1 tRNA gene and 2 rRNA genes (1 of these 3 cut by a window edge) are annotated in these 2,222 nt (G+C 55.0%); all 3 read right to left on the bottom strand.

Annotation, left to right across the window (positions count from 1 at the left end):
* Positions 1–7: 7 nt before the first annotated feature.
* Positions 8–84, bottom strand: a tRNA-Met gene (locus BM066_RS25605).
* A 76-nt stretch (positions 85–160) separates the two neighbouring features.
* Positions 161–275: ribosomal RNA gene (rrf, locus tag BM066_RS25600) — 5S ribosomal RNA — on the bottom strand.
* Positions 276–371: 96 nt separating this feature from the next.
* Positions 372–2,222 (bottom strand): 23S ribosomal RNA (locus tag BM066_RS25595) (it continues 938 nt past the right edge of the window).

Here is a 2,222-nt window from a genome sequence, read left to right as displayed (position 1 = left end):
TAGATCTTGGGTGCGGGGACAGGATTTGAACCTGTGACCTTCAGGTTATGAGCCTGACGAGCTACCGGGCTGCTCCACCCCGCGGCGAAGTGGGTAGTTTGTGTATCGTGTTGGGAGGGTTCTGGACTTGAGCTGGGCTCTTTGGGCATCCTTTTAGCGGACCTGGCGGCGACCTACTCTCCCGCGCCTTGAGACGAAGTACCATTGGCCCTGGGGGACTTAACGACCGAGTTCGGAATGGGATCGGGTGGGGAACCCCCGGCATAGCCACCAGGTCAGCAAAAAGGATGCTGTCAGCCTCTTGCGAGGCTGAGCATGTTGTGAAGAAGACATCGAATGTCGTGTAAAGCAGTCATGGGTTTGACTGAAGAACGATCAAGCCTATCGAGCTATTAGTACCAGTAAGCTACACGCCTCACAGCGCTTCCACACCTGGCCTATCAACGTGGTGGTCTACCACGGCTCTCAGCGAGACCTTGTTTTGAGGTTAGTTTCCCGCTTAGATGCTTTCAGCGGTTATCTATTCCACACTTAGCTACCCTGCTGCACAGCTGGCGCCATGACAGGTCCACCAGAGGTGTGTCCATCCCGGTCCTCTCGTACTAGGGACAGATCCTCTCAAGTCTCGTACACCCACGGCAGATAGGGACCAAACTGTCTCACGACGTTCTGAACCCAGCTCACGTACCACTTTAATCGGCGAACAGCCGAACCCTTGGGACCTGCTCCAGCCCCAGGATGTGATGAGCCGACATCGAGGTGCCAAACTTTGCCGTCGATATGGACTCTTGGGCAAAATCAGCCTGTTATCCCTAGAGTACCTTTTATTCGTTGAGCGATGGCCCTTCCACGCAGGACCACCGGATCACTATGGCCGACTTTCGTCTCTGCTCGACTTGTCAGTCTCGCAGTCAGGCGGGCTTATGCCATTGCACTCGACGACCGATTTCCGACCGGTCTGAGCCCACCATCGCGCGCCTCCGTTACACTTTGGGAGGCGACCGCCCCAGTCAAACTGCCCGCCACGCCATGTCCCGGACCCGGATAACGGGCCGCGGTTAGACGTCAGCAACAATAAGGGTGGTATTTCAAGGATGGCTCCACCGGAACTGGCGCCCCGGTTTCATAGCCTCCCACCTATCCTACACATGTTGCTGCTAACGCCAAGGCGAAGCTGCAGTAAAGGTTCATAGGGTCTTTCCGTCTGACCGCGGGAACCCCGCATCTTCACGGGGAATTCAATTTCGCTGAGCCTATGCTGGAGACAGTGGGGAAGTCGTTACGCCATTCGTGCAGGTCGGAACTTACCCGACAAGGAATTTCGCTACCTTAGGACCGTTATAGTTACGGCCGCCGTTTACCGGGGCTTCAATTCGCAGCTTGCACCACTCCTTTTAACCTTCCGGCACCGGGCAGGCGTCAGACCCTATACGTCGCCTTGCGGCTTCGCAGAGCCCTGTGTTTTTGATAAACAGTCGCTACCCCCTGGCCTGTGCCACTCTTTTCTGGTTGCCCAAAGAAGAGTCACGCTTATCCCGAAGTTACGCGTGCAATTTGCCGAGTTCCTTCAGCATAGTTCTCTCAAGCGCCTTGGTATACTCTACCTGCCCACCTGTGTCGGTTTCGGGTACGGTCTCCGTTGGAGTTATTTCCAGGGACCTGTTCACTGCCCGGAGCAATCCAATAAGCCCGAACAATTTACCAGATCCGTCACTTCCAACTGGTTCAGGAATATTCACCTGATTCCCATCGACTACGCCTTTCGGCCTCGCCTTAGGGGCCGACTAACCCTGCGCAGATTAGCTTTACGCAGGAACCCTTGGGCTTTCGGCGAGAGTGTCTCTCACACTCTTTATCGCTACTCATGTCAGCATTCTCACTTCCGATACCTCCAGCAAGGCTCGCGCCTCACCTTCACCGGCTTACGGAACGCTCCGCTACCGCTTGCTCAAAGAGCAAACCCATACCTTCGGCGTCTGGCTTGAGCCCCGTTACATTTTCCGCGCAGGTTCGCTTGACCAGTGAGCTGTTACGCTTTCTTTAAATGATGGCTGCTTCTAAGCCAACATCCTGGTTGTCAAAGCAAACCCACATCGTTTCCCACTTAGCCAGAACTTGGGGGCCTTAGATGATGGTTAGGGTTGTTTCCCTTTTCACGACGGACGTTAGCACCCGCCGTGTGTCTCCCAGATATCTCTCTCGGGTATTCGGAGTTTGATTAG

The organism is Caulobacter sp. UNC279MFTsu5.1 (assembly GCF_900114015.1).
GTDB lineage: Bacteria > Pseudomonadota > Alphaproteobacteria > Caulobacterales > Caulobacteraceae > Caulobacter.
This window is presented reverse-complemented; position numbering and strand designations above follow the sequence as displayed.